Here is a 24204-nt window from a genome sequence, read left to right as displayed (position 1 = left end):
CGGGCTTTTTCGTTACTGCGCAGCGGAAACAGGAAGCTGCTTCGGCGAACGCCCCGAACGCGAAACTCGCGAAACCGGAATGCGCCCGCCGGAAGCGAGCCGGAATTACTGGGCAGCGGGGGCTTGCAGGCCCTTGATGGCTGCAGCCAGGCGGCTCTTGTGACGAGCTGCCTTGTTCTTGTGGACGATCTTCTTGTCCGCGATGATGTCGAGCGTCTTGACCGACGTCTTGAACACTTCGGCGGCCTTGGCCTGATCGCCGGCTTCGATAGCCTTGCGAACTGCCTTGATGGCCGTGCGGAACTTCGAGCGCAGCGCCGAGTTGTGCGAGTTGGCTTTGGCGGCCTGACGGGCGCGCTTGCGAGCTTGTGCGGAATTTGCCATGACGGTTTCCCTTTTCCTGTTTCGCTGTTACTTGTCCGGAGCGCGCGGGGCCGGCGAAGGCCATGAAAGCCCTGACGCGGGCGATCGAGCGCGCTGCCTTTGATCTGAAACCCGGGAACGATTGCCCGAGAACCTCTAAAACATCGCCGGCCGGGGCCGGAAAAGACGCGAAGCCGCAAAATCGGAGCGATTTTTGGAGCTTCGAAACCCGCGATTATAGCAAGGGAATATGAGACATGACAAGCGCGGCGTGGATCGCGCCGGCACGGGGCGGCTGCCTTGTCATCGGTCAAACGTGCGGCATTGGCCGCCAGCATTGCCCCGAGTCTCGTGGGCGCGCCGCTCGCGGCCCGTATAATAAGCGCCCCATGAATCTATTCCGAGCCCTGCTGACGGTCAGCGGCTTCACGCTGCTGTCGCGCGTGACCGGCCTGATCCGCGAAACGCTGATCGCCCGAGCCTTCGGCGCCAGTATCTATACCGACGCGTTCTACGTCGCGTTCCGAATCCCCAACTTGCTGCGGCGTCTCTCCGCGGAAGGCGCGTTCGCGCAGGCGTTCGTGCCGATCCTCGCCGAGTTCAAGAACAGCAAGGGCCACGATCCGACCAAGGCGCTCGTCGACGCGATGTCGACGGTCCTCACCTGGTTCCTCGTCGTGCTGTCGCTTTTCGGCATGCTGGGCGCGAGCTGGGTCGTGTACGCGGTCGCGTCGGGGTTGTCGCACGAGGGCGCGGCGTACGGCCTCGCCGTCTCGATGACGCGCATCATGTTCCCGTACATCGTCCTCATTTCGATGACGACGCTCGCCTCGGGCGTGCTCAACACGTACAAGCAGTTCTCGCTGCCCGCGTTCGCGCCCGTGCTGCTGAACGTGTCGTTCATTGCCGCGGCGGTGTTCGTCGCGCCGCATCTGAAGATTCCGGTTTATGCGCTCGCGTATGCGGTGATCGTCGGCGGCGTGCTGCAATTGCTCGTGCAACTGCCCGGCCTGAAGAAGATCGACATGACGCCGCGCATCGGGCTGAACTTCCGCGCCGCGCTCGCGCATCCCGGCGTCAAGCGCGTGCTGCTGAAAATGGTCCCGGCGATGTTCGCAGTGTCGGTCGGGCAACTGAGCCTCATCATCAACACGAATATTGCGTCGAACATCGGGGCGGGCGCGGTGTCGTGGATCAACTACGCCGACCGGCTGATGGAATTCCCGACCGCGCTGCTCGGCGCGGCGCTCGGCACGATCCTGCTGCCGAGCCTCTCGAAAGCGCACGTCGACGCCAATCACGACGAATACTCCGCGCTGCTCGACTGGGGCCTGCGCATCACGTTCCTGCTGGCCGCGCCGAGCGCGATCGCGCTGTTTTTCTTCGCCGAGCCGCTCACCGCGACGCTCTTTCACTACGGCAAGTTCGACAATCATTCGGTCGTGATGGTCGGCCGCGCGCTGTCGGCATACGGGATCGGGCTGATCGGCCTCATCCTCATCAAGATTCTCGCGCCGGGCTTCTACGCGAAGCAGGACATCAAGACGCCGGTGAAGATCGCGATCTTCGTGCTCGTCATGACTCAGGTGAGCAACTACATCTTCGTGCCGATTTTTTCTCACGCGGGCCTGACGCTCTCGATCGGCCTCGGCGCGCTCGCCAACGCGCTGCTGCTGTTCGCGGGGCTGCGCCGCCGCAAGATCTATGAGCCTTCGGCGGGCTGGCTGCGCTTTTTCGTGCAACTGATCGGCGCGTGCCTGATTCTTGCGGGGACGATGCATTGGGTGGCGATCAATTTCGACTGGATCGGCATGCGCGCGACGCCGGTCCTGCGCATCGCGCTTCTCGGTGCAAGTCTCGTCGTGTTTGCCGCGTTATATTTCGGTATTCTTGCCGCAATGGGCTTCAAGTACGCCTATTTCAAGAGACGCACGCTTTGATGACGACAACGCGTATCCTCGACTACTTCTCCTCGCTGATGGCGGACGACGACAGCCTTCCGCTCACGGAAGCCGCCTTGTCGCTCGCGCAGGACGCGTATCCCGATCTCGACATGCAGGCCGCGCTCGCGGAGATCGACGAACTCGTCGTGCGCGCCCGTCGCCGCATGCCCGATGACGCCGACGCGAAGCAGAAAGTCGATGCGCTGAATCGCTACTTTTTCCGCGAGCTGGGCTTCTCCAGCAATCTCAACGATTACTACGATCCGGATAACAGCCATCTGAATGTGGTGCTGCGTCGCCGGCGCGGCATTCCGATCTCGCTTGCCGTCATCTATCTGGAAATGGCCGAGCAACTCGGCCTGCCGGTGCGCGGCGTATCGTTTCCGGGGCATTTCCTTTTGCGCGTCGCGACGCCGGGCCACGATCTGATGCTCGATCCGACGACCGGCCAGACGCTCTCCGAAGCGCAGATGGTCGAGATGCTGGAGCCGTATGTGCAGCGTGTGGGCGAGTCGATCGGCAGCGCGTTGCGCGTGCTGTTGCAACCCGCGACGCGGCGCGAGATCGTCGCGCGCATGCTGCGCAATCTGAAGGGTATCTATCTGCAAACGGAGCGGTGGCAGCGTCTGCTCGCCGTTCAGCAGCGGCTGGTGATCGCGTTGCCGAACAGCATCGAGGAAGTGCGCGATCGCGGTTTCGCGTATGCGCGGCTCGATTATCTGCGACCGGCGCTGGAAGATTTGCAGCGATACATCGAGATTCGTCCGGATGCCGAGGACGCGACCGTCGTCGAAACCGAGCTGCACGAGTTGCGGCAGCGCACGCAGCAAGGCGACTGAACCAAGCCGCGCGCGCCGTGCAGAGCGTTACTTAGGCTGCATGCGGATCGCGCCGTCGAGGCGGATCACTTCGCCGTTGAGCATCGGGTTATCGAAAATCGACTTGACGAGCAGAGCGTACTCGTCGGGCTTGCCGAGGCGCGGCGGGAACGGCACCATCGCGCCGAGCGCGTCCTGCACTTCCTTCGGCATGCCGAGCAGCATCGGCGTTTCGAAGAGGCCCGGCGCGATCGTCATCACACGGATGCCGCTCTTGCTCAGATCGCGCGCGATCGGCAGCGTCATGCCCGCGACGCCGCTCTTCGATGCCGCATAGGCCGCCTGGCCGATCTGTCCGTCATAAGCCGCCACCGACGCCGTGTTCACGATCACGCCACGTTCGCCCGCCGCGTTCGCTTCGTTCTTCGACATCGCGTGCGCCGCGAGCCGGATCATGTTGAACGTGCCGATGAGATTCACCGACACCACCTTCGAGAAGAGATCGAGCGCGTGCGGACCGTCGCGGCCGACCGTCTTCGCCGCCGGCGCGATGCCCGCGCAGTTCACGAGGCCGCGCAATGTGCCGAGACTCAACGCGGCATCGACGGCGCGTTGGCCATCGCTTTCCTGGCTCACGTCGCATTTGACGAACGCGCCCGACAGCTCTTTCGCGAGCGCTTCGCCTGCCGCGTCGTTCATGTCGGCGAGCACGACCTTGCCGCCTTGCGCCGCGATGAGCCGCGCGGTCGCCGCGCCGAGGCCCGACGCACCGCCCGTGATCAGAAAGGTGTTGCCTTGCATCTCCATGTCTCTTCTCCTTTTGTGCGATTCGTGCGCGCGAGAGCAGGGTTGAGCCGCTCGCGCCGATGTCATTCCTTTTGGGAAACGCGTCGATTGTAGCGAAGCCGCATGCTGCAAATTCGCACGACGGTCATGCGATTTCACGGACACAAAAAACCCGCTCACAGGGAGCGGGTTTTCGTCGAACGCGAATCAGGCAGCGCGTTACTTGAGCGCGTCGAACACGCGCGTGCGGATTTCATCGACGGCGCCGAGGCCCGAAATCTTGCGATATTCCGGCGCCTTCAGGCCGTTCGGCGCTGCGCCGCTCTTCGCCCAATCGTTGTAATACGCGATCAGCGGCTTGGTCTGCGCGACATACACGTCGAGACGCTTCTTCACGGTCTCTTCCTTGTCGTCGTCGCGCTGGATCAACGGCTCGCCGGTGACGTCGTCGGTCATGTCGACCTTCGGCGGATTGAACTTGACGTGATACGTGCGGCCCGATGCCGCATGCACGCGACGACCGCTCATGCGCGTGATGATTTCGTCGAAGGGCACATCGATTTCGAGCACGTAGTCGATCGCCACGCCGGCGTCTTTCATGGCTTCGGCTTGCGGCAGCGTGCGCGGGAAGCCGTCGAAGAGATAGCCGTTCTTGCAGTCGTCGGCCTGCAGGCGTTCCTTCACGAGATTGATGATGAGCGAATCCGGCACCAGCTCGCCCGCATCCATGAAGCGCTTCGCCTCGACGCCGAGCGGCGAGCCTGCCTTGACGGCCGCGCGCAGCATGTCGCCGGTCGAAATCTGCGGAATGCCGAATTTCTCCTTGATGAAGTTTGCCTGGGTGCCCTTGCCCGCACCGGGTGCGCCCAACAGGATCAAACGCATGGTGATCTCTCCGAATCGTCTATAAACCGCTTCAAACCGCGAGGCTGATTTGACATCCGGTGGCCAGGCTCGTGCGGCGTCGACGACAGGGCGCGCAGCCGAAAAGGAGACGGCGGGCACCTGCGGACAGCGGCGCAACGTTGAGCGTGGCGCTGACCGGAAGGCTCGCGCAATCGCTTGATTATGCCACGCCGCTTTACGATTGCGACCGTAATAACGCGGATAGAAAACGCCAGAAACCCCGCCGAATGGGCCATCCGGCGGGGTTTACACGGGTTGTCGAACAGAGATAGAGATCAGTCCGCTTCCGGGAAGAGCGCCTGAACGCGCGCGAGATCGGCGGGCGTGTCGACGCCGGGCGGCGGTGCGTCTTGCGTCACGCGCACCGCGATGCGTTCGCCGTGCCACAGCGCGCGCAGTTGTTCGAGCGCTTCGGCTTCTTCGATCGGCGCTTGCGCGAGGTTCGGGAAGTCGCGCAGGAATTTCGCGCGATAGGCGTAGAGGCCGATATGCCGCAGCACGTTCTTCGGCACGGACGGCAGTGCCCCAAGCGCGGCGACGTCCGGCCAGTGCGGTTGCCAGAGATCGCGCGTCCACGGAATCGGCGCGCGCGAGAAGTAGAGCGCGCGGCTCTGCGCATCGAGCACGGCCTTCACGACGTTCGGATTGAACACGTCGGCGGGATCGTGAATCGGATGCGCGGCCGTCGCGATCGCGCATTCGGGATGCGCCGCGAGGTGATCGGCGACATCGCGCACGAGCTGCGGATCGATGAGCGGCTCGTCGCCCTGAACGTTGACGACGATGGCTTCGTCGGCCCAGTTCAGACGCGTCGCGACCTCGGCGAGCCGATCCGTGCCTGTGGGATGATCCGAGCGCGTCAACATGACTTCGACGCCGTGATCGCGCGCGGCCTCGACCACGCGGTCGGAGTCGGTCGCGACGAGCACTCGCGAAGCGCCCGATTCGCGCGCGCGCTCGGCGACGCGCACGACCATCGGCTTGCCGCCGATATCGGCGAGCGGCTTGTTCGGCAGGCGCGTGGAAGCGAGGCGCGCGGGAATGACCGCGATGAACGGAACGGACATTTCCGCGTGCTCAGGCGTCGCCGACGGGTTTGAGCGGCTCGACGGGCGTGCCCTCGACGGTCTGACGCGCTTCGTCGACGAGCATCACGGGAATGCCGTCGCGGATCGGATAGGCGAGTTTGTCCGCGCTGCAGACGAGTTCCTGCGCGGCGCGGTCGTAACTGAGCGGGCCTTTGCAAATCGGGCAAACGAGGATTTCAAGCAGACGTGCGTCCACGGAGTTTCTCCACAACAAGAGCGATGAGGCGCGGCCGCAGCACGGCTTGCACCGGAACGACCCAGATGCGTGCATCGCGCCAGGCGCCCAATTTTACTGCATCCTTTTCGGTGATCAGGATGGCATCGGCGTCGACGCCGGCGAACGGATTCTCGCGATACGCGTAGTGATCGGGAAACGCGCGCGTCGCCGGCGCGATGCCCGCCGCGCGCAGCGTCGCGAAGAAGCGTTCCGGCGAGCCGATGCCCGCCGCCGCGACCACTTTCTCGCCGGCGAACTGATTGAGCGGGCGGCGCTGATGCGGATCGTCGAGCAGCCACGCGTCGCCGGATTCGAGTTCGAGCGCGAACGTGTTCGGCCACGGCGGCAGCGTGCGCTCGTAGGGACTGTTGATGAGCGTCGCGTCGCGGCGGCGCGACATCGGCTCGCGCAACGGACCCGCGGGGAGCAGAAAGCCGTTGCCGCCGAGACGGTCGTCGAACACGACGAGCTCGAACGCGCGCGCGAGGCGATAGTGCTGCAGGCCGTCGTCGGAAACGAGGACATCGACGTTCGGATGCGCTTCGAGCAGCGCCTTTGCCGCCGCGACGCGGTCCGGGCAGACGAACACAGGCGCGTGCGTGCGCCGCGCGATCAACAGCGGTTCGTCGCCGACCTGCTCGGCGGCGGAGCTTGCCGTGACGCTCGTCGGCTTGGCGATCTTCGCGCCGTAACCGCGCGAGATCACGCCGGGCTGGAATCCGGCGGCGCGCAACGCCTCGACGAGCGCGATGACGGTCGGCGTCTTGCCCGTTCCGCCGACGGTCACGTTGCCCACGACGACCACCGGCGCGCCCACTTCGACGCGCTTCATCCAGCCGAGGTCGTAGAAGGCGCGTCGCGTGGCAGCGATCGCGCCGAAGATGCACGCGAAAGGCGTCAGCGCCCACGCGACGGGGCCGCGCCGGCGCCATTCGCGGGCGAGGAAGTTTTCGAGCGGCGGTTTGAAATCAGACATGGACCGCCTTCGCGATGAACGCTGGCGGGCGGCAAGTCGGGTACGGCATGGCGTGCAACGGCAGCTCCTTGGATGACGGTCGGCGTTGGACGATGCCCGGCTTTTCGCGGCCCGGGACGAGCAGGTTTCGGCCGCGCCAGCCGGTGCTGGAACCCGGCACTCTAGCGCGCGCGGGGCGTGGGCGCCAGTCAGGAGCGCGGGAGAAAGGGCGACTCCATCCGCTCCGCACGCCTGTGGATAACTCTGTGAAGAACTTCCAGCCGACACACCGCGATCGCGCGTCAGGAAAGAGTTGCTCCGGGGCTGACAGTATCCATAAAAATTTAACCTCGAAAAATCAACGGGTTGAAACGAACTCACCAGCCTCTGGCGATGCCGCTCCGCACGCGGCGGTAAGTCTTTCTGTGTGGACACTTGTTACACTTGCGTACCTCGTTCAGCGGCGTTTGTCCATCGCGCACAGCGCCGCCCTGAAGATTTTTCTCGTCCAGCCATGACTCCCGATTCACTGCAGTCGCAAAGCGGCGATGCCGTCATCCCCGTTTCCGCGCTCAATCGCGCGATCAGTTCGATGCTCGAACGGTCATTTCCGCTCGTGTGGGTATCGGGCGAGGTGTCGAATTTCACGCGCGCGGCGAGCGGCCATTGGTACTTCTCGATCAAGGACGCGAACGCGCAAATGCGCTGCGTGATGTTCCGCGGCCGCGCGCAATACGCCGAGTTCACGCCGCGCGAGGGCGACAAGATCGAAGTGCGCGCGCTTGTCACGATGTACGAGCCGCGCGGCGAACTGCAGCTCAACGTGGAAGCGGTGCGGCGCACGGGGCAGGGCCGGCTCTACGAAGCGTTTCTGCGGCTGAAGGCGCAGCTCGAAAGCGAAGGGCTCTTCGCGGCCGAGCGAAAGCGCGCGTTGCCTTCGCATCCGCGCGGCATCGGGATCGTCACGTCGTTGCAGGCGGCCGCATTGCGCGATGTCCTCACGACGCTCGCGCGCCGCGCGCCGCATGTGCCGATCGTCGTGTATCCGGCGCCGGTGCAGGGCGCGGGCGTCGGCGCGAAGCTGGCGGCGATGGTCGAAGCCGCGAACGCGCGCCGCGAGGTCGATGTGCTGATCGTGTGCCGCGGCGGCGGCTCGATCGAGGATCTCTGGGCGTTCAACGAGGAAGTGCTCGCACGCGCGATCGCGGCGAGCGCGGTGCCGGTGGTGAGCGGCGTCGGGCATGAGACGGATTTCACCATCGCCGATTTCGCCGCCGACGTGCGCGCGCCGACGCCGACCGCCGCCGCCGAGCTCGTCAGTCCGCAGCGCGTGCTGCTGTTGCGCGAGCTCGATCATCGACATGCGGCGCTCGCGCGCGGCTTCGGCCGGATGATGGAGCGCCGCGCGCAGCAACTCGACTGGCTCGCGCGCCGGCTCGTGAGCCCCGCGGAACGGCTGGCGCGGCAGCGCGCGCATCTGCGGCAACTGGCAAGCCGGCTCGCCGCGGCGGGCGCGCGCCCCGTGCGCGATGCGCGCGCGCACTTCGCGCTGGTGCACTACCGCTGGCAGCGCAGACGTCCGAATGTCGCCGCCGAGCGCGAGCATCTGTTGCGGCTCGCGCAGCGTATCGGCAGCGCGCATGAGCGGCGCGCCGACCGTGAGAAAGCGTGCGTTTCGGAACTGGCGGCGCGCTTGCAGGTGCTGAGCCCGCAGCGCACACTCGAACGCGGTTATGCCGCATTGATCGACGCGCAGACGGGCCGCGCCGTGCGTGCACCGAACGCATTGAAACCCAAGCGGCCGCTCACGGTGCATCTCGCGGAAGGATCAGCGGATGTGCTGCTCGCCGATGTCCAGGCGCGTCTGTCGGACGAATTCTGAACCCGGCGCGGCGCGCGGAATCGGCGTACATTTGACGTGCCTGACGAGGCTCCTCAGAGCACTTTTTACGCCGCGTGAGGCGATTGGAAAGCAATCTTGCTCATAAAGAGCGCACGGTTTGCTGGGTTATCCCAACTCGCCTACAATCCAGTGCTCCACTGCTGGACGCCACACAATCCCACAATCCACATAGAAAGGAAGCTCGCATCATGGAACATACGCTCCCGCCGCTGCCGTTCGACAAGAACGCGCTCGCTCCGCACATGTCGGAAGAAACGCTCGAGTATCACTATGGCAAGCACCACCAGACCTATGTGACGAACCTGAACAAGCTGATTCCCGGCACCGAGTTCGAAAACCTGCCGCTGGAAGAAATCGTCAAGAAGTCGTCGGGCGGCGTGTTCAACAACTCGGCGCAAGTATGGAATCACACGTTCTTCTGGAACAGCCTGTCGCCGAACGGCGGCGGCGCTCCGACCGGCGCGCTGGCTGATGCGATCAACGCAAAGTACGGTTCCTACGACAAGTTCAAGGAAGAATTCGCCAAGGTCGCGACCGGCACGTTCGGCTCGGGCTGGACGTGGCTCGTGAAGAAGACCGACGGCACCGTCGATATCGTGTCGACGAGCAACGCCGCCACGCCGCTCACGACGGACGCGAAGGCGCTCCTGACCATCGACGTGTGGGAGCATGCGTATTACATCGACTATCGCAATGCGCGTCCGAAGTTCATCGAGGCTTACTGGAATATCGTGAACTGGGATTTCGCGTCGAAGAATTTCGGTGCGTAAGTAAGCGCGCGTGAAACTCGATTGCCGCATTCCGAAATGAATTCCGAATGCCGCAATCAAAATGAAAGCCCTCGCGAGAGGGCTTTTTTCGTTGAAGCGTCCGGCGTGAGCTATTTTTGGGGAACGTCGAAGTCTCACTTGGTCTAACGGGATTCTGGTCGCCCAATCGGCTTCCGATTTCCATGTTGGCTTTGCCAACACAGACGCGAGCTGAATAATGACGACACGCTATCATCAACTGGATTCGCTGCGCGGCATTGCCGCTTTGACAGTCGTATTCAGTCACTATTCACAGATCACGCTCACGCATTGGCTGCAGCACGTTCCATGGCGCGCAATCGCCGAAGGGCATTCCGCCGTGATCCTGTTCTTTGCGCTGAGCGGTTTCGCCTTGGCCATGCAGATTACCGGCGACAGCAGACCGGGCTTCGCCGAGTTCATCGTGAAGCGCGTGTGCCGCATTTACATCCCCTATCTGATCGCGGTTCTGGCCGCTTATACCGCGTATTGCTTGCTCTACCGCTCGAATCTCTCCTGGACCGGCGAATGGGTCAATCAGGCATGGCACGCGGGCATCGATCGGCATGATTTGCTGGATCACCTCTACTTTGTGATTCCGTTCAGCAACAGCACGCTCGATCCGGTGCTCTGGTCGCTCGTCTACGAGATGCGTATCTCGCTGATCTTCCCGCTTCTCGTCGTCGTGGTATTTGCCACGCCCGTCTGGTTTTCCGTAGCACTAAGCATGTGTTTCTCTCTCGCTGCATTCGGCTATTACCATCATTTGCAGCGGACCCTCCTGGACGCGAGCATTCAGGGCGAATGGATGCCGACCATCCATTACATGTCGATGTTCTTCCTCGGCGCCCTGATTGCGCGATATCGCGAAGCCATTTCGTCGAAACTCGGCGCCTATTCCGCACGAACGCTTTTCGGCGCATTGCTGATTTGTCTCGCCCTTTACGTCCTCGTCGGTTCGATCACTCGCCATTCGATATCCAACGACGTGCTGCGCAGTTTCGCCGACGACTGGATCATTCTTCCAGCCGTGACCGGCATTCTCGTTCTGGCGATTGCGCTCAGGCCGTTCGCCGCGTTTCTGACCGCGCGGCCATTGATTTTCCTCGGCGAGATTTCATTCAGCCTGTATCTGCTGCATTGCATCGTGTTGCTGGGCGTGCTGCATTATTTTGGCGAAACCTATCAAGGCATGTCGCTGATCATTGCCGCCGTGCTGATTCTTCCCGTCAGCATCGCGGGATATTACGCGGTCGAAAAGCCGTCGATTCGACTGGGACGATATCTGACGCGCGGAAAGCAGCGGAGCAGAGTGACGCAGCGTGCGTGACGATAAGCCGTCGCTGCGCGCATCGGAGCGCGAGCCTAAAATATCGGCTCGCCGCAACGATCGAAATCGCATCGCCATCATGAAACGCTTCGCAGGCTTGTGCCTCGCGGCCTGGTCGGCCGCCGCATTGCTCTATTTCGGCCGCCATTCTGCCGCGCTCATCGTGCTCTCCGGCGTGCTGGTGCTTGCCGGCTTCGATCTGCTCCGTCCGGAATCCGAAAACAGCGCGTAGCCTACCGCTGCTTCGCGCCTTCCCAGTTGATATCGACGCACAGCACCTGTAAGCCATAAGGCGTCTGCGCGGCGATCGACGCCGTCACGCAAAGGTGCGCCTCGTTGATCGACAGATACGGCGCCGTCAGATGCATGCGCCCCGGCGCGCGCAGCGCCTCGATGAAGTACGGCCGGCGCTCCCAGCTTGCGCCCTCCGAATGCAGCAGCGGACTGAAGCGCTTCGCGCGCTGCGATGTACGCACGATCGGCACGACGTTGTCGCCGATCTGCCGCCCGGCCTGATCGAGCAGGAAGCAGCGCGCGGTGTCGGCGAGTTGTAGCAGTTCGCTCGTCGCGGCCGTGAGCGTCTCGCCTTCCATCAGCTTGACCGACGCGCGCTCCAGCCCGCTTACATACGGCTCGAGGCGCGCGACTTGCGCCCGTTCGCGGCCCGCGACGCGTTCGCGCGATGCCGCCGACAACGCATCCATCACGCCAGCGGCGACTTCGCTGTGCACCGCCTCGACGCTCGGCTGCGCGAAGTACGCGCCCTGCACGAAATCGACATTGCATTCCAGCGCGATGAGCGCGTCGCGTTCGGTCGCGAGGCCGCCCATCAAGACGAGCTGGCCGGACTCATGGAGCAGCGAGACGAGGCGCGGCAGCACGCGCTCGATATGCGAATGCTCGGTCGCCTGCTGAAGGATGCAGCGGTCGAGCGTCACGATATCCGGCCGCAGATGCCACACGCGATCGATGTTCGAATGCTTCACGCCGAAGCCGTCGAGCGCGATCAGAAAGCCCGACTTGCGCAGCGAATCGATGATTTCAGCGAAACGCGTCGTCTCGCCGCCCGCCTGCTCGGGCACTTCGAGCACGACGCGCTGCGGCGACAGACCGATGTCCTTCAGCGACGCGAGCAGCGCATCGCCGTAGCTCGTGTCCATCAGCGCGGCGGGGTGCAGGCTCAGGAAGAGCCATTCGTCGTGGCTGTCGAACGCATTGAAGTTGCCCAGATGCAGCGATTCCGCGAGCCGGCCGAGTTCGAGCAGATCGCCGCGCCGCGCGGCCTGCGTGAAGACCTCGTGCGACGGCACGTGACGATGTGAGTCATCGCGCGCGCGCAAGGACGCGTGATAGCCGATCGCGCGCCGGTGCGACACCGAAAACACGGGCTGGAACACGCTGAAAACGGTGTACTCGCCGTACAACACGGTGCGACGCGATCCATCGTCGCCGGCGACGGGGCGCGGCGGCTGGAAGCGGGGAGGGTCGAGATCAACCATGCTCATGGTGTCGGGGCGCAGGGCAAGTAACTTTATCGAGATAGTTTACCGGATCGGCACCCGACCGTTCGAGCAAAAAGCGTGCAAATTCAATATCCAAGCGGCGCTCGCCGGGTATCGCGCGCTTCGTTGCGCCTATTCGTGTGCGGATTGAAGCTCGCATGCCGCAGACGCGGGAGCGCGCGCCGTCCAAACGTGCGTGCGGGCACCGGCGCGGTGCGTCGTCCGGGTTCTCAGTTCGATTCGGACGGATCGGGCTTTCTCGCGGCCGCGCGCACTTCCGGCGCGAGCTGTCCGAAGATCCACGCCGTCGCGGCCGTGATGATGCCGACGCACAGGAACGTCGCGTGGAAGGCGGGCAGCGAGTTCGTCTCCGTGACCTGCGGCAGCAGTCCTGTAAACGTCGACAGGATCGCGCCCGCGACGGTCACGCCGAGGCTCATCGACAGCATTTGCACGAGCGAGAACAGGCTGTTGCCGCTGCTCGCGCCGCCGGTGCCGAGGTCCTTCAGCGTGAGCGTGTTCATCGCGGTGAACTGCATCGAATTGAAGGCGCCGAAGATCGCGAGCTGCACGAGCCGCAGCCAGAGCGGCTGATGCGCGCTCACGAGCGCGAAGCTCGCCATCATCAGCCCGACGAGCACCGTGTTCACGACCAGCACGCGCCGATAACCGTGCTTTTCGATGAGCCGCGTGACGACGCGCTTGGACGCCATGCCCGCGGCCGCGACGGGCAGCATCATCATGCCGGCCTGAAACGGCGTGTAGCCGAGGCTCACTTGCAGCAGGAGCGGGATCAGATAAGGCATCGCGCCGCTGCCGATACGCGCGAAGAGATTGCCCAGCAAGCCGACGCTGAAGGTGTGGATCTTGAAGAGATCGAGGGAAAAGATCGGCTGGGCGGCGCGCGTCGCGTGCAGACCGTAAGCGACGAAGCAGCCGAACGAGAGCACGAGCAGCACGATCACGATCGCGTGCGCGAGGCCGAGATCGGCGAGTCCGTCGAGCGAAATCGTGAGCGCGACCATGCCGATCGCGAGCAGCAGGTAGCCCGCCAGATCGAAGCGCGCGGTCGCCGGATTGCGGCTGTCGGGCATGTACGGGTTCGTCGCGATGCAGCCGATCACGCCGACCGGCACGTTGATCAGAAAAATCCAGTGCCACGACGCGATCTGCACGAGCCAGCCGCCGAGCGTCGGGCCGATGAGCGGGCCGATCAGCCCCGGAATCGCGACGAACGCGAGCGCGGAAAGATAGCGCTCCGCCGGGAACACGCGCAGCACGGCGAGGCGTCCGACCGGCAAGAGCATCGCGCCGCCGACGCCCTGCACGACGCGATACGCGACGAGCGCCGTCAGCGATTGCGCGTTCGCGCAGAGCAGCGAGCCGATCGTGAACACGAGGATCGCGCTGAAGAACACGCGCTTCGTGCCGAGCTTGTCGGCGAGCCAGCCGGAGACGGGGATCATCATCGCCATCGTCAGCGAGTAGGCGATGACGACGCCCTGCATGCGCAGCGGCGCCTCGCCCAGACTTCGCGCCATCGCGGGGAGCGCGGTGTTGACGATCGTCGAGTCGAGCGTCTGCATGAAGAAGCCCGTGGCGACGAGCCACAGCATGATGGAGAGCGATCGGTCGGACGTCTGGGCTGTGGGCGTGTCGGTCATTGGGCGGGTTACTTTCGCAGCTCGGCGACGAAGTCGTAGTAGTCGTTGCGGCAGTAGGTATCGGTGAGCTCGATGGCGCGCTGATCGGCCGTGTAGCCGACGCGCGTGATGAGCAGCAGCGCGTCGTGTGGCGCGATGCCCATCTGCTCGGCAATCTCCGGGCTCGCGTTCACGGCGCGGAAATGCTGAAGCGCGCGCACGATCGAAAGCCCGCGGGCATCGAGATAGCTGTAGAGCGAATCGCCGATGGTCTGCGGATCGGGAATGCACGACGCCGGAAAGGTGGAATTCTCGACGGCCATGACGATGTCATCGGCGAGACGCAGGCGTTTCAGGCGCGTGACGGTCGCGGCGGGCGAGAGGCCGAGCTGGATGACTTCCTCGCGATTGGCCGGCTCGATGCTGCGCGAGAGCCATTTGGAACTCGGTTTGAAGCCGCGGCGCCGGAGCATTTCGGAGAAGCTCGACAGACGCGAGAGCGGGTCTTCGTAGCGCGGCGTGATGAAGCTGCCCGCGCCTTGTTCGCGGCGGATGAGCCCTTGTTCGACGAGCAGCGCGATCGCTTTTCGCGAGGTGATCCGCGAGACGCCGAGTGCTTCCGACAGCACGCGCTCGGAGGGCAGCGCTTCGCCTGCGTTCCAGCGATTGTCGTGGATAGCGTTGGCGAGCTTGCGGGCGAGTTGAAGGTAGAGCGGAGTGTCGCTGTCCGGGTCCGGGCGCAAATCGCGCCAGCGGTCTTCCGAGGTCGGGTTCATAAAGCGGACGCTAATGGGCCAAGCGGGGATTTTAAGACAAACGCTGAAGACGAAGGGGCGTTCTGTTTCTTATCTTGGTGAGACTCGCAAGGCCGGAAGGCGCGCCTGCTTCAATTTAGTCGTGTGAACTGTGGTTTACACGCTGTGAACCATGGACTACGATCAACGATGTTGAACATCCGCACGACCGAGGTTTTCGACGACTGGTTCGCCTCGCTGAAGGACCGGATTGCGAAGCGCCGCATTCAGGTCCGAATCGACCGGCTCGCGTTGGGAAATCCCGGCGATACGAATTCTGCCGGGCATCCCATTATCGAGTTGCGTATCGATCACGGGCCGGGGTATCGCGTGTATTACGTGCAGCGCGGCGATGTCCTCGTGATTCTTCTGTGTGGCGGCGATAAGTCGACGCAGGAACGAGACATCAAATCGGCTCACGCGATGCTTCGACATCTGAACATGGAGTGAATGATGACGTCAGCCAGAATCAAGACGCGGCCGTGGGATTCGGCCGAACATCTGCAAACGGAAGACGATATCGCTGAATACTTCGATGCGTGTCTGCAGGAAGGCGGCGACGATCCGGCGTTTATCGCGCATGCGTTGGGCGTGATCGCACGCGCGCGGGGTATGGCGCAAGTGGCGCGCGATAGCGGCATCAGCCGGGAAGGACTCTATAAAGCGTTATCGGAGGATGGCAACCCGAGCTTCGGCACGATCCTGAAAGTGGTCAAGGCGCTGGGGCTGCAACTACACGGATCGAAGGCCGGCACGTAAAGGGCGACGCCGTAGCCGGCGCAGCGGGCCGGAGCCAACTCGTGCTGATCCAGTGGCTCGGCGCGATGAGACAGACCGTGCGCGATTCAAGCCCGGTTGGTCCTTTGAGGGCGACACTTAGGCGAGTGCCGCCTGGGACGAGAGTACTACCCAACGTGCGTGTGACCGCGGGCCTGAGAAGCTACTTTCTTTGCACAGGACCAGAGTAAACGCTAAAGCGCTAGCTCTGGTCGACGGCAAAGAAATCAGGTGCGCCCCGCACAGGGGCAGTGCCGATCGACCGACCCGAAAACGGGACCCGGTAAAACGCGCCCGACGCAACGCGACGCTACGAAAGCACTGAGCTCAAGCCGTAGCCGGCCCACCCACGCCACGTCCACCGCGCATATAAAGCGCCACCGACAACGCCACCGCCGCCGCCGCCGCCAGCGCGGCAAACAGAAACACCGACCCGTACCCCAACTCACCCGCGACATACCCAGCGAGCGGCCCGGTCAACCCGAGCGACAGATCGAGAAACACCGAATACGCCGACAAAGCCGCGCCCCGGCTGGCCGGCGGCACGAGCCCGACCGCCTCGACGCCGAGCGCCGGAAACACGAGCGCGAATCCGAAGCCGGTCAGCGCCGCGCCCGCGAGCGCGAAAGTCGGCTCGGCGGCGAGCCACAGCATCAGCAGACCCGCGCATTCGAACGCAAACGACACGATCGCCACGCGAAACCCGCCATACGCCTTGATCGTGTTGGCGAACAGAAGCCGCGCGCCGATGAACATAGTGCCGAACACCGTAAGCGAAAGCGCCGCATTCGGCCAGTTGTGCGCGGCATAGTAAAGCGTGATGAACGTCGCGATGGAGCCGAATCCCGCCGATCCGAGCGCGAGTCCCAGTCCATGCGGCAACACGCGGAAGAACACGCTCCGATACGACATGCGCTCGCCGTGCACGATCGGCACGCTCGCCATGCGCGTCGCGAGCCAGTAGCCGAAGCCGCCGAGCGCGATCACGATCAGCCCGAGCGACGCGAATCCCAGCGAATGATCGATCGCGACGCCGAGCGGCGCGCCGATCGCAAGCGCGCCGTAAGTGGCGATGCCGTTCCACGAAATCACCTTCGCGTTGTTGTTCACGCCGACGCGCCCGATGCCCCATGTGATCGATCCCGTCCCGACCCAGCTCTCGCCGAAGCCGAGCACGAGCCGCGCGATCACCAGCAGCACGAGACTCACCGCGTGCCACTGCGCGGCGAGCGCCGAGGCGAGCAGCAGCACGCCGCTTGCCGCGCACGCCGCGAGACCGTAGAGCACGGTTTTCTTGGGGCCGAGCGTATCGGCGGTGCGGCCCGCCAGCGGCCGCGACAGCAGCGTCGCGAAGTACTGGACGCTGATCGCCGCGCCCGCCATCACCGAGCCGTAGCCGAGATCCGTGTGCACGAAGCCCGGCAGCACCGCGAGCGGAATGCCGATCGTCAGGTAGCAAAGGAACGTGTACAGCACGACGGGCAGAATCCGCAGCGTGACGGCGAAGTCGCTTTGCGGCTTGATGCGGGACTCGGTGGACATAGGGAAATTGCGGGGTTGAATTCGGCGCGAAGGCGTGATTGTCCCATATGTTGCGGCGCAACGTCGCAGTCGTTTTGTAACCAGCTAGGACAAATCGCCTGTCCGAGTCATCGGGCGCCGCCGACGCAGGCCTTGCTGGATAAGGCTCGCAGCACATATCGGACGAAGAATATGTCGTTCATGCAATGCCGCCTATGGGTTATCGATTTTGGCGGTGATAGCTTTTGAACCATCGAAGCGACAGGACTAATCTGAAAAGGTCCGAAATCGCGAATGCCACCGGCTGCGCATCCCGCGCAACCAGCGAAAAAGCATCGAAGAGCCCCGAGACATCCATGACTGAGCCGATCCGCTTCTATCACCGCAACGCGATCCAGGAAGTGAGCGGCGCGTCGACGACGCGCACCGTCCTGCAATATCTGCGCGAAGACGCGCGCTGCACCGGCACCAAGGAAGGCTGCGCGGAAGGCGACTGCGGCGCGTGCACGGTCGTCATCGGCGAGCCGGACGGCGCGGGCGGCGTCGCGTTCAAGGCCGTCAACGCGTGCGTGCAGTTTCTGCCGACGCTCGACGGCCGCGCGCTCTTCACCGTCGAAGACCTGCGCCAGCAGGACGGCACGCTGCATCCGGTGCAGCAGGCGCTCGTCGATTGTCACGGCTCGCAATGCGGCTTCTGCACGCCCGGCTTCGCGATGTCGATGTTCGCGCTCTACGAAAAGCACGGTCATGCGACGACCGGCTGCCCGGGAACGTGCGAGAAGACGAAGCCCTCGCGCCAGGAGATCAGCGATGCGCTGACGGGCAATCTGTGCCGCTGCACGGGTTATCGGCCGATCATCGACGCTGCCGAGCAGATGTTCGACCGCGCGCCGCTCGCGCCCGTCAACGTGCCGGCGCTCGCGCGCACGCTCGAAAGCCTGAAGCGCGACGACACGTTCCACTACGAGCACGCCGGCCGCCAGTTCGACGCGCCGCGCACGACCGAAGCGCTCGCCGCGATCAAGGACAAAAACCCGAACGTGCGGATTCTCGCGGGCAGCACGGACGTCGGTTTGTGGGTGACGAAGCAGTTGCGCGATCTGGGCGATATCGTCTATGTCGGGCAGATCGACTCGTTCAAGCGCGTCGAGACGACGGACGAATGGATCGAGATCGGCGCGGGCGTGTCGGTCGAGCGCGCGTACGACGAACTCGTGAAGCTCTATCCCGAACTCGAAGAGACGCGTCTGCGTTTCGCGTCGCTGCCGATCCGCAACGCCGGCACGCTCGGCGGCAACGTCGCGAACGGCTCGCCGATCGGCGATTCGATGCCCGGCCTCATCGCGCTGAATGCGCGCGTCGTCCTGCAAAGCGTCGATGGTCTGCGCGAGATGCCGCTCGAGGATCTGTACATCGCGTATCAGAAGAAGGACATGCGCGAGAACGAGTTCGTCGCCGCGATCCGCGTGCCGACGCGCACGGGCAAGCGCGCGAACCTTAAGTTCCGCGCGTACAAGCTGTCGAAGCGTTTCGACTCCGATATTTCCGCCGTCTACGCCGCGTTCAGTTTCATCGCCGATGGCGACACGATCCGCGAGCCGCGCCTCGCCTACGGCGGCATGGCCGCGACGCCGAAGCGCGCGGAACACGCCGAAGCCATTCTCAACGATGCGCTTTGGCACGAAGCCACCGCGCAGGCCGCGATGATCGCGCTTTCCAAGGATTACCAGCCGCTCACCGACATGCGCGCGAGCAGCGACTATCGCCTCGACACCGCAAAGAGCCTCTTGTATCGCTTCTGGCTGGAGACGCGCCCGCACGATCCGCTGGACAAATCGAAGCTGGATGTGCGCGCAATCGAACTCGTCGAAGCGAAGTAAGCGAAGGAGCAAAAGAACATGAATCAGCAAGCAGAAGCATTCATCGCCGACGCTCAGTCGCTCGCGAACGAAATCGACGCTTTCAAGCAGGTCCACGTATCGCGTCCGCATGAGTCGGCGCATCTGCACGTGAGCGGGCGCGCGAGCTATACCGACGACATTCCGCTCGTCGCGGGCACGCTGCACGCCGCGCTCGGCACGAGCCCGAAGGCGCACGCGAAGGTCGTGTCGATGAACTTCGACGCCGTGCGCGCGACGCCGGGCGTGGTCGCCGTATTCACCGCCGAGGACATTCCCGGCGTGAACGATTGCGGCCCGATCATCCACGACGATCCGGTGCTGGCTCAGGGCATCGTGCAGTTCGTCGGCCAGCCGATGTTCATCGTCGTCGCGACGTCGCACGATACGGCGCGCTTGGCGGCGCGTCGCGCGACCATCGAATTCGAAGACCTCGTGCCGATTCTCACGCCCGAAGACGCGCGCAAAGCGGAATCGTATGTGCTCAATCCGCTGAAGCTCGCGCGCGGCGACGCCGAAAGCCGCATGTCGAAAGCCGCGCATCACGAGCGCGGCGCGATGAAGCTCGGCGGCCAGGAACAGTTCTATCTCGAAGGCCAGATCGCCTATGCCGTGCCGAAGGAGGATGACGGCATGCACGTCTACTGCTCGACGCAGCATCCGACGGAAATGCAGCATCTCGTCGCGCACGTGCTGAATGTGCATTCGCATAACGTGCTGGTCGAATGCCGTCGCATGGGCGGCGGATTCGGCGGCAAGGAATCGCAGTCGGGCATTTTCGCGTGCTGCGCGGCGCTCGCCGCATGGAAGTTGCTGTGCCCGGTCAAGCTGCGTCCGGACCGCGACGACGACATGATGATCACCGGCAAGCGTCACGACTTCGTGTACGACTTCGAAGTCGGCTACGACGACGACGGCAAGATCGAAGGCGTGTCCGTCGACATGACGTCGCGCTGCGGTTTCTCCGCGGATTTGTCGGGCCCGGTGATGACGCGCGCCGTCTGCCATTTCGACAACGCGTACTGGCTCTCGGACGTGAAGATCGCAGGCTATTGCGGCAAGACCAACACGCAGTCGAACACCGCGTTTCGCGGCTTCGGCGGGCCGCAGGGCGCGTTCGCGATCGAATACATTCTGGATAACGTCGCGCGTGCGGTCGGAAAGGATTCGCTCGACGTGCGCCGCGCGAATCTCTACGGCAAGACGGAAAACAACAAGACGCCTTACGGCCAGACGGTCGAGGACAACGTCATCCACGAACTGATCGCCGAACTCGAAGAGACGAGCGAGTATCGCAAGCGCCGCGCGGCCATCGACGAATTCAACGCGAACAACGCAATCCTGAAGAAGGGCCTCGCGCTGACGCCGGTGAAGTTCGGCATCGCGTTCAACGTGACGCACTTCAACCAGGCGGGTGCGCTGGTTCACATCTACACCGACGGCTCGATGCTCGTGAATCACGGCGGCACCGAAATGGGCCAGGGCCTGAACACGAAGGTCGCGCAAGTGGTTGCGCACGAACTCGGCGTGAACTTCGAGCGCGTGCGCGTGACGGCGACGGATACGAGCAAGGTCGCGAATACATCGGCGACGGCGGCATCGACCGGCACCGATCTCAACGGCAAGGCCGCGCAGGACGCCGCGCGCCAGTTGCGCGAGCGGCTCGCGAAGTTCGCGGCGGAGAAGTTCGGCGGCGGCACCGTCACGCCGGCGCAAGTGCGCTTCGCGAACGACCGCGTGATCGTCGGCGACGATGCCATTCCGTTCGGCGAAGTCGTCCAGAAGGCATATCTCGCGCGCGTGCAGTTGTGGTCCGACGGCTTCTACGCGACGCCCAAGCTCCACTGGGATGCAGCGACGATGCAAGGCCGTCCGTTCTACTACTACTCGTATGGCGCGGCAGTGTCGGAAGTGGTGATCGACACGCTCACCGGCGAAATGCGCGTGCTGCGCGCGGATGCGTTGCATGACGTGGGCGCGTCGCTGAATCCGGCGCTCGACAAGGGCCAGGTGGAAGGCGCGTTCGTGCAGGGCATGGGCTGGCTGACGACGGAAGAGCTGTGGTGGGACGACAACGGCAAGCTGATGACGCACGCGCCGTCGACCTACAAGATTCCGACGACCAACGACATGCCCGCCGATTTCCGCGTCGATCTCTTCAAGAATCGCAACGTGGAGGACAGCATCCATCGTTCGAAGGCCGTCGGCGAACCGCCGTTGCTGCTGCCGTTCTCGGTGTTCTTCGCGATCCGCGATGCCGTTTCCGCTGTCGGCGATCACAAGATCAATCCGCCGCTCAACGCGCCCGCGACGGCCGAAGAAATCCTGAAGGCGGTGAATGCGGTGAGGAGCGCGCGCTCATGATGCACGTCGTCCTGTTCGGCGCGGGCCACGTCGGCCACGCGCTCGTGAAGGTGCTCGGCACGTTGCCGTGCGTCGTGCAATGGGTCGATGCGCGCGACGAACTTTTCCCCGACGAAGTGCCGGCGAACGTGCAGATCGAAGCGACCGATCTGCCCGACGCGATCGTCGACGAAGCGCCGCCGGGCGCGTACTTCATCGTGATGACGCACGATCATTCGCTCGACTTTTCGCTGACGCAACGCATCATGCGGCGCGACGACTTCGCTTACTTCGGGCTGATCGGCTCGAAGACGAAGCGCGTCAAGTTCGAGCGGCGATTGATGGAGCGTGGCGTGGCGGCGGACCGGCTGCCGGAGATCACGTGTCCGATCGGCGTGGAAGGGATCGTCGACAAGGCGCCGTGGTCGATCGGGCTCGCCGTTGCCGCGCAACTGCTGCGCGTGCGGGAGATGACGGCGAGGCTCGGAACGCCGGCGGTGAACGCAGCGCATCTTTCCGCCTGAGCCACGATGACGCTTCAAGCGATGCCGTTGGTCTGCCTGAAGCGTCCCGGCGCGACGCCATAAAGCTCCTTGAACCGCTTCGAAAACGCCGCTTCGGACTGATACCCCACATCGGCCGCGACATCCGCGATGCTCTTTTTCGTATGCGTGAGCATCGTGCTGGCGAGCTGCATCCGCACATGACTCAGCAACGCGAGCGGCGAGCTGTCCGAATGCGCCGAGAACGCGCGCATGAACGTGGCGCGCGACATCGCCGCTTCCTTGGCGAGCATCTCCAGCGTCCACGGTTCGGCGGGGCGCTCGAGCATCGCGATGATCGATGCGCCCAGCCGCCGGTTCGCCAGCAAGCCGAGCACGCCCGCCAATGACGGCTGTCCGTCGAGCCACGCGCGCAGCACCATCGTGAAGAGCGCGGTCGATAGCGCCGTGACGATCGACGGCGCGCCCAGTTGCGCATCTTCCGCTTCGCGGCGCATCGTCTGGACGAGCGGCGCGAGATAGGAAGCCGACGCGTTCGAGAACGATACGTGCACGACATCCGGCAGGACGTCGATCAGAAGCGCGCGCGGCGCGTAGAGAAAGCGCCCGCACAGCAAGTCCACGCCCGGCGGCTGCCCGCCGCAATTGCTTCTTACCGTGACCGCGCCGTTGTCGCGCGCTTCCATCTCGGCTTTGGACGAGCTGCCTTCGCGCGCCTTGATGCTCAGCACATGCGCGTCTCCGCGCGGCAGAAAGAAAATGTCGCCCGCCGTCAGTTCGAGCGGCGCGTGACCTTTGCGCACGACGGTGCACGCGCCGTCGAGCACGACGTGATACACCGCTTCGCCGGCGGGCGCGGGCGCGTGATCCAGTTCCAGCGGGCCGCGCAGCAGGCAGCGCAGATCGAGCGCGCCGGCAAGGCTCGCAAGCTGAATCAGTTTGTCGAGAGCATCCATGTGAGCGGGCGGGCAGAAGGTGTCGTTCGGATAGTACCGAAGTCCCGCCGCGCGTGCGTTACTTCGCGGCTTCGCCCAGTTCGGCGGTTTCATCGCCCGATGCCGCCGCCGCAACTTGCTTCCGGCCCGTGAGCGAGTCGGAAACGGTCGACATCAGCGTGCGCAGCCAGGCGATGTCCGTCGGCTGATCGGGCTGCGGCACCGAAAGCTGGTAGCACTTGATGCGCGGAAACGGCACCGGCGAATCGAGCACGGCGAGCGGCAGCATCGCCGCATAGTGCTGCGCGAAGCGGCGCGGCGCGGTGAAGATGAGGTCCGACTGCAACAGCACCTGCGGCACGAGGCCGAAGTACGGAATCGTCGTGACGATGCGCCTTTCGATGCCCGCGCGCGCGAGCCCGATGTCGATCGGATGACGCCGGCCGCCGCTATACGGCGTCGGCGCGAGGTGCGCGGCGAGCGCGTAGCGTTCCGCCGTCAGCGGTTCGCGCGCGAGTGGATGATTCGCACGCATCAGGCAGACGAATACGTCGCTGAAAAGATCCTGGCGTTCGAAGCGCGGCTCGGGCTTCGTCCAGTTCGCGACCATCAGATCAATTTCGCCTTCGTCGAGCATGCGCTCGTGATCGCGCATCGGATTCAGCGACTCGATCTCCAGACGCGCATTGGGCGCGGCGTCGCGAAAAGCGGCGACGAGCGTCGGCATGAAGAAATCGTTCAGATAATCAGGCGCGGCCACGCGGAACGTGCGGCGCGAGCTTCGCGGGTCGAAATCCCCGTGCGGCGTCGCGACGAATTCCACTTCGCGCAATGCGCGTTGCGCGGGCGCGAGCAGCGATTCGCCGTATTCGGTCGGCACCATGCCCTGTTTGCCGCGCACGAGAATCGGGTCGTTCAGGATCTCGCGCAGACGGCGCAGCGCGGTGCTGATCGCCGGTTGCGTCTGGTTCAGCCGCTGCGCGGTCTGCGTCACGCTGCGCTCCAGCAGCAAGGTGCGCAGCACGCGGATGAGCCAGATGTCGAGTGAGTCGGCGGGATCGTTCATGGCAAGCAAGTGAATTCAGGACGCGCGGGCGCGAACTCGCGAGCCCTAAAGCCGAAGTAAACCGCTTATCCAATTTTGACGCCATAGCAGGCGCGCTATGCACGGCATAGGCGCCTCCGCCATCC

23 protein-coding genes are annotated in these 24204 nt (G+C 64.1%); 11 read left to right on the top strand and 12 right to left on the bottom strand.

Translation table 11 applies throughout. The annotated features are described in order from the left end of the window. Positions 1 to 105: 105 nt before the first annotated feature. Positions 106 to 384, bottom strand: a complete 279-nt coding sequence (gene rpsT / locus NCS03_RS11325) for a 30S ribosomal protein S20 (protein ID WP_008342733.1) — start codon at positions 382 to 384, stop codon at positions 106 to 108. Between the two features lie 368 nt (positions 385 to 752). Between rpsT and murJ the strand changes: the two genes are divergently transcribed. Further along, complete coding sequence (gene murJ / locus NCS03_RS11320; protein ID WP_008342730.1) at positions 753 to 2303, top strand: murein biosynthesis integral membrane protein MurJ; 1551 nt, start codon at positions 753 to 755, stop codon at positions 2301 to 2303. Next, positions 2303 to 3145, top strand: a complete 843-nt coding sequence (locus NCS03_RS11315; protein ID WP_008342728.1) for a SirB1 family protein — start codon at positions 2303 to 2305, stop codon at positions 3143 to 3145. The genes murJ and NCS03_RS11315 overlap by 1 nt, the downstream gene beginning before the upstream one ends. Before the next feature lie 27 nt (positions 3146 to 3172). On the opposite strand, the gene NCS03_RS11310 is transcribed toward NCS03_RS11315, so the two are convergent. From NCS03_RS11310 to lpxK, 5 genes are all read right to left on the bottom strand, one after another. Continuing rightward, positions 3173 to 3931 carry a 3-hydroxyacyl-CoA dehydrogenase gene (locus NCS03_RS11310; RefSeq protein ID WP_008342727.1) on the bottom strand — a complete coding sequence of 253 codons (759 nt, stop codon included), beginning with the start codon at positions 3929 to 3931 and terminating at the stop codon, positions 3173 to 3175. Positions 3932 to 4129: 198 nt separating this feature from the next. Continuing rightward, positions 4130 to 4795 carry an adenylate kinase gene (adk, locus tag NCS03_RS11305; protein WP_008342724.1) on the bottom strand — a complete coding sequence of 222 codons (666 nt, stop codon included), beginning with the start codon at positions 4793 to 4795 and terminating at the stop codon, positions 4130 to 4132. 296 nt (positions 4796 to 5091) lie between these two features. Further along, positions 5092 to 5883, bottom strand: a complete 792-nt coding sequence (gene kdsB, locus NCS03_RS11300; RefSeq protein ID WP_250529175.1) for a 3-deoxy-manno-octulosonate cytidylyltransferase — start codon at positions 5881 to 5883, stop codon at positions 5092 to 5094. Positions 5884 to 5893: 10 nt separating this feature from the next. After that, entirely contained in the window at positions 5894 to 6100 is a 207-nt protein-coding gene (locus NCS03_RS11295) for a Trm112 family protein (protein WP_008342720.1), read from the bottom strand. Further along, entirely contained in the window at positions 6081 to 7097 is a 1017-nt protein-coding gene (gene lpxK / locus NCS03_RS11290) for a tetraacyldisaccharide 4'-kinase (protein WP_250435112.1), read from the bottom strand. The genes NCS03_RS11295 and lpxK overlap by 20 nt, the downstream gene beginning before the upstream one ends. A gap of 493 nt (positions 7098 to 7590) precedes the next feature. On the opposite strand from lpxK, the gene xseA reads away from it, so the two are divergent. From xseA to NCS03_RS11270, 4 genes are all read left to right on the top strand, one after another. Then, positions 7591 to 8958 (top strand): exodeoxyribonuclease VII large subunit, encoded by a 1368-nt coding sequence (xseA, locus tag NCS03_RS11285; protein ID WP_250440149.1) that lies wholly within the window; start codon positions 7591 to 7593, stop codon positions 8956 to 8958. Between the two features lie 209 nt (positions 8959 to 9167). Next, a complete protein-coding gene (gene sodB / locus NCS03_RS11280; protein WP_008342714.1) occupies positions 9168 to 9749 on the top strand; it encodes a superoxide dismutase [Fe] in 582 nt (193 codons plus the stop codon). A gap of 217 nt (positions 9750 to 9966) precedes the next feature. After that, the gene (locus NCS03_RS11275) at positions 9967 to 11097 is read left to right on the top strand and encodes an acyltransferase family protein (RefSeq protein WP_250529174.1); all 1131 of its coding nucleotides are present in this window, start codon (positions 9967 to 9969) and stop codon (positions 11095 to 11097) included. 79 nt (positions 11098 to 11176) lie between these two features. Then, positions 11177 to 11329: a hypothetical protein gene (locus NCS03_RS11270; protein WP_033537310.1), complete on the top strand. Its 153-nt coding sequence runs from the start codon at positions 11177 to 11179 to the stop codon at positions 11327 to 11329. A 1-nt stretch (position 11330) separates the two neighbouring features. Here NCS03_RS11270 and NCS03_RS11265 read toward each other — a convergent pair whose 3' ends face one another. The 3 genes from NCS03_RS11265 to NCS03_RS11255 form a co-directional block, all read right to left on the bottom strand. Further along, positions 11331 to 12602, bottom strand: a complete 1272-nt coding sequence (locus NCS03_RS11265; protein ID WP_008342708.1) for an EAL domain-containing protein — start codon at positions 12600 to 12602, stop codon at positions 11331 to 11333. A gap of 227 nt (positions 12603 to 12829) precedes the next feature. Next, positions 12830 to 14263, bottom strand: a complete 1434-nt coding sequence (gene mdtD, locus NCS03_RS11260) for a multidrug transporter subunit MdtD (protein ID WP_250529173.1) — start codon at positions 14261 to 14263, stop codon at positions 12830 to 12832. 8 nt (positions 14264 to 14271) lie between these two features. Beyond that, positions 14272 to 15018, bottom strand: a complete 747-nt coding sequence (locus tag NCS03_RS11255) for a GntR family transcriptional regulator (protein ID WP_008342704.1) — start codon at positions 15016 to 15018, stop codon at positions 14272 to 14274. Between the two features lie 168 nt (positions 15019 to 15186). Here NCS03_RS11255 and NCS03_RS11250 point away from each other — a divergent pair, with 168 nt between their 5' ends. After that, entirely contained in the window at positions 15187 to 15486 is a 300-nt protein-coding gene (locus NCS03_RS11250) for a type II toxin-antitoxin system RelE/ParE family toxin (protein WP_239295092.1), read from the top strand. Positions 15487 to 15489: 3 nt separating this feature from the next. After that, positions 15490 to 15795 carry an addiction module antidote protein gene (locus tag NCS03_RS11245; RefSeq protein ID WP_239295091.1) on the top strand — a complete coding sequence of 102 codons (306 nt, stop codon included), beginning with the start codon at positions 15490 to 15492 and terminating at the stop codon, positions 15793 to 15795. Between the two features lie 345 nt (positions 15796 to 16140). Here the strand turns inward: NCS03_RS11245 and NCS03_RS11240 are convergent, their stop codons facing one another. Then, positions 16141 to 17355: an MFS transporter gene (locus NCS03_RS11240; protein ID WP_250440147.1), complete on the bottom strand. Its 1215-nt coding sequence runs from the start codon at positions 17353 to 17355 to the stop codon at positions 16141 to 16143. 335 nt (positions 17356 to 17690) lie between these two features. Here NCS03_RS11240 and xdhA point away from each other — a divergent pair, with 335 nt between their 5' ends. Genes xdhA through xdhC form a run of 3 tightly spaced genes read left to right on the top strand, consistent with a single transcriptional unit; the run spans position 17691 to position 22099 of the window. Beyond that, positions 17691 to 19214, top strand: a complete 1524-nt coding sequence (xdhA, locus tag NCS03_RS11235; protein ID WP_250440146.1) for a xanthine dehydrogenase small subunit — start codon at positions 17691 to 17693, stop codon at positions 19212 to 19214. Between the two features lie 18 nt (positions 19215 to 19232). Next, positions 19233 to 21596, top strand: a complete 2364-nt coding sequence (xdhB, locus tag NCS03_RS11230) for a xanthine dehydrogenase molybdopterin binding subunit (protein WP_250440145.1) — start codon at positions 19233 to 19235, stop codon at positions 21594 to 21596. After that, positions 21593 to 22099 (top strand): xanthine dehydrogenase accessory protein XdhC, encoded by a 507-nt coding sequence (xdhC, locus tag NCS03_RS11225; protein WP_239295087.1) that lies wholly within the window; start codon positions 21593 to 21595, stop codon positions 22097 to 22099. The genes xdhB and xdhC overlap by 4 nt, the downstream gene beginning before the upstream one ends. A 14-nt stretch (positions 22100 to 22113) precedes the next feature. Here the strand turns inward: xdhC and NCS03_RS11220 are convergent, their stop codons facing one another. Together NCS03_RS11220 and NCS03_RS11215 are read right to left on the bottom strand one after the other, a co-directional pair. Further along, positions 22114 to 23034, bottom strand: coding sequence for an AraC family transcriptional regulator (locus tag NCS03_RS11220; protein ID WP_250440143.1), 921 nt, complete (start codon positions 23032 to 23034; stop codon positions 22114 to 22116). Positions 23035 to 23092: 58 nt separating this feature from the next. Next, positions 23093 to 24079 carry a LysR family transcriptional regulator gene (locus NCS03_RS11215; protein ID WP_250435098.1) on the bottom strand — a complete coding sequence of 329 codons (987 nt, stop codon included), beginning with the start codon at positions 24077 to 24079 and terminating at the stop codon, positions 23093 to 23095. Between the last annotated feature and the right edge of the window lie 125 nt (positions 24080 to 24204).

Source organism: Caballeronia sp. ATUFL_F1_KS4A, assembly GCF_023630905.1.
GTDB classification, from domain to species: domain Bacteria; phylum Pseudomonadota; class Gammaproteobacteria; order Burkholderiales; family Burkholderiaceae; genus Caballeronia; species Caballeronia zhejiangensis.
This window is presented reverse-complemented; position numbering and strand designations above follow the sequence as displayed.

What these genes read in the sequence shown, in the direction of transcription:
- adk (WP_008342724.1), bottom strand. Translation starts at nt 4,795, where the DNA reads ATGCGTTTGATCCTGTTGGGCGCACCCGGTGCGGGCAAGGGCACCCAG.
- NCS03_RS11240 (WP_250440147.1), bottom strand. Translation starts at nt 17,355, where the DNA reads ATGTCCACCGAGTCCCGCATCAAGCCGCAAAGCGACTTCGCCGTCACG.
- NCS03_RS11270 (WP_033537310.1), top strand. Translation starts at nt 11,177, where the DNA reads ATGAAACGCTTCGCAGGCTTGTGCCTCGCGGCCTGGTCGGCCGCCGCA.
- NCS03_RS11245 (WP_239295091.1), top strand. Translation starts at nt 15,490, where the DNA reads ATGACGTCAGCCAGAATCAAGACGCGGCCGTGGGATTCGGCCGAACAT.
- kdsB (WP_250529175.1), bottom strand. Translation starts at nt 5,883, where the DNA reads ATGTCCGTTCCGTTCATCGCGGTCATTCCCGCGCGCCTCGCTTCCACG.
- murJ (WP_008342730.1), top strand. Translation starts at nt 753, where the DNA reads ATGAATCTATTCCGAGCCCTGCTGACGGTCAGCGGCTTCACGCTGCTG.
- NCS03_RS11310 (WP_008342727.1), bottom strand. Translation starts at nt 3,931, where the DNA reads ATGGAGATGCAAGGCAACACCTTTCTGATCACGGGCGGTGCGTCGGGC.
- NCS03_RS11315 (WP_008342728.1), top strand. Translation starts at nt 2,303, where the DNA reads ATGACGACAACGCGTATCCTCGACTACTTCTCCTCGCTGATGGCGGAC.
- NCS03_RS11255 (WP_008342704.1), bottom strand. Translation starts at nt 15,018, where the DNA reads ATGAACCCGACCTCGGAAGACCGCTGGCGCGATTTGCGCCCGGACCCG.
- xdhC (WP_239295087.1), top strand. Translation starts at nt 21,593, where the DNA reads ATGATGCACGTCGTCCTGTTCGGCGCGGGCCACGTCGGCCACGCGCTC.
- xseA (WP_250440149.1), top strand. Translation starts at nt 7,591, where the DNA reads ATGACTCCCGATTCACTGCAGTCGCAAAGCGGCGATGCCGTCATCCCC.
- NCS03_RS11250 (WP_239295092.1), top strand. Translation starts at nt 15,187, where the DNA reads ATGTTGAACATCCGCACGACCGAGGTTTTCGACGACTGGTTCGCCTCG.
- NCS03_RS11220 (WP_250440143.1), bottom strand. Translation starts at nt 23,034, where the DNA reads ATGGATGCTCTCGACAAACTGATTCAGCTTGCGAGCCTTGCCGGCGCG.
- rpsT (WP_008342733.1), bottom strand. Translation starts at nt 384, where the DNA reads ATGGCAAATTCCGCACAAGCTCGCAAGCGCGCCCGTCAGGCCGCCAAA.
- mdtD (WP_250529173.1), bottom strand. Translation starts at nt 14,263, where the DNA reads ATGACCGACACGCCCACAGCCCAGACGTCCGACCGATCGCTCTCCATC.
- NCS03_RS11265 (WP_008342708.1), bottom strand. Translation starts at nt 12,602, where the DNA reads ATGAGCATGGTTGATCTCGACCCTCCCCGCTTCCAGCCGCCGCGCCCC.
- NCS03_RS11215 (WP_250435098.1), bottom strand. Translation starts at nt 24,079, where the DNA reads ATGAACGATCCCGCCGACTCACTCGACATCTGGCTCATCCGCGTGCTG.
- NCS03_RS11275 (WP_250529174.1), top strand. Translation starts at nt 9,967, where the DNA reads ATGACGACACGCTATCATCAACTGGATTCGCTGCGCGGCATTGCCGCT.
- xdhB (WP_250440145.1), top strand. Translation starts at nt 19,233, where the DNA reads ATGAATCAGCAAGCAGAAGCATTCATCGCCGACGCTCAGTCGCTCGCG.
- xdhA (WP_250440146.1), top strand. Translation starts at nt 17,691, where the DNA reads ATGACTGAGCCGATCCGCTTCTATCACCGCAACGCGATCCAGGAAGTG.
- lpxK (WP_250435112.1), bottom strand. Translation starts at nt 7,097, where the DNA reads ATGTCTGATTTCAAACCGCCGCTCGAAAACTTCCTCGCCCGCGAATGG.
- sodB (WP_008342714.1), top strand. Translation starts at nt 9,168, where the DNA reads ATGGAACATACGCTCCCGCCGCTGCCGTTCGACAAGAACGCGCTCGCT.